The organism is uncultured Campylobacter sp. (assembly GCF_938018145.1).
GTDB lineage: Bacteria > Campylobacterota > Campylobacteria > Campylobacterales > Campylobacteraceae > Campylobacter_A.
The window spans coordinates 1-1,522 of the sequence record NZ_CALIII010000458.1 but is presented as its reverse complement, the minus strand read 5'-3'; the positions used below and the strand labels follow the sequence as shown (position 1 = coordinate 1,522).

Here is a 1,522-nt window from a genome sequence, read left to right as displayed (position 1 = left end):
ATTTATCCTAGCTACAAATGCAACAATAACAAAAACCATAGGGATACTTGCTGGGCCAATAGGCTGGTTTCTTGTTGCTGCTTTGACTAGTTTGAGCATAGCTGGCCCTGCATATAGAGTAACAATACCTGCAGTTATTCAAGTGGCTTTCTTAAGACAAGTTTATTTGAAAAGGCGCAACAACGCAATAATCAGATGCCTAATTTACTCCGTCATTATCGGCGTTTTGTATTATTACGGCTTTACGGATAGCTTTTTTGAATGGATTTATAATTGGTGGAATGATTAAATTGAAACCAAAAACAGACGAACCGACCTAAATTAAAGGTTGGCTCGTCAGACAAAATTTACGCTCAAATTTCGAGCGTAAATTTAAAATTTAAAACGTGCTTTGCGGATCGGTTGCAGTATCAACCCAACCAAGCTTTGCGCCGGCTAGCAGGTGAAAGTGCAGGTGCATAACCTCTTGGCCGCCGTTTTCGCCGCAGTTTGTAACTAGGCGGTATCCGCTCTTATCCACGCCCATCAGCACCGCGACCTCTTGGATAAATTTCGTCATCTCGCCCATCAGCGCCCCGTCCATCTCCTGGAAATTTTCAAAGTGCTTTTTCGGGATGATCAAAATATGAATCGGAGCCTTTGGATTTATGTCGTTAAAGGCTAGAAATTTGTCGTTTTCCAGCACTTTGTTGCAAGGTATTTCGCCCGCTACGATTTTTTCAAATATCGTCATGATTTTCTCCTGGTTAAAATTTGGCTTAATTATAACAAGTAAAAGTTAAAATTTCCCGCCTTTTAGGCAGATTTTATCAAATTTTGACTACAATCTATCCTAAAATTCAGTAAAGGTAAAAACTTGCAAGAGTATAGAGAAAGTATCGCAAAATGCGGGAATTTGGCGGATTTAGACAAGATTCGCGTCGCGCTACTGGGCAAAAAGGGCGCGATCACGTCGGAGTTTGCTAAGCTTAAGGATATGGACGAAGCGGCCAAGAAGGAATTTGCGGCAAATTTAAACAAGCTAAGAGACGAATTTGAAGCGCTTTTAGCGGCTAAAAAAACCGAGCTTGAAAGCGGCGAGATAAAAGCCAAAATGAAGGCCGAAGCCATCGACATCACGCTATTTAACGAGCCTTCGGGTGCCGGCGCATTGCACCCCGTGATGGCTACGATGGATAAGATCATCGAGTACTTTATGATGCAAAATTTCTCGCTCGAGACGGGACCGCTGATAGAGGATGACTTCCACAACTTCGAGGCGCTAAATTTGCCTAAATACCACCCTGCGCGCGATATGCAAGATACGTTTTATTTTAAGGATTTTAGACTCCTTCGCACGCATACTAGCCCCGTGCAGGTGCGCACGATGATGAGCAAAAAGCCGCCGATTCGCATGATAGCGCCGGGAACGGTGTTTCGCCGCGATATGGATCTAACTCACACGCCGATGTTTCATCAGGTAGAAGGCCTCGTGGTCGAGGAGGGCGGCGCGGTGAGCTTTGCAAATTTAAAATCAATGCTT

General features: G+C 44.0%; 2 protein-coding genes and 1 pseudogene. 2 read left to right on the top strand and 1 reads right to left on the bottom strand.

The genetic code is table 11. The annotated features are described in order from the left end of the window. Positions 1–289: pseudogene (locus Q0338_RS10720) on the top strand (hypothetical protein); the annotation flags it as partial. Positions 290–379: 90 nt separating this feature from the next. On the opposite strand, the gene Q0338_RS10715 reads toward Q0338_RS10720, so the two are convergent. Then, positions 380–733 (bottom strand): histidine triad nucleotide-binding protein, encoded by a 354-nt coding sequence (locus Q0338_RS10715; RefSeq protein WP_009493554.1) that lies wholly within the window; start codon positions 731–733, stop codon positions 380–382. 123 nt (positions 734–856) lie between these two features. On the opposite strand from Q0338_RS10715, the gene Q0338_RS10710 reads away from it, so the two are divergent. Next, positions 857–1,522: phenylalanine--tRNA ligase subunit alpha (locus Q0338_RS10710; RefSeq protein ID WP_298086706.1), on the top strand; the 666-nt coding region annotated here is incomplete at its 3' end.

Bases quoted from the DNA above. Each gene is read 5' to 3' on its own strand.
- Q0338_RS10715 (WP_009493554.1), bottom strand. From the start codon at position 733: ATGACGATATTTGAAAAAATCGTAGCGGGCGAAATACCTTGCAACAAA.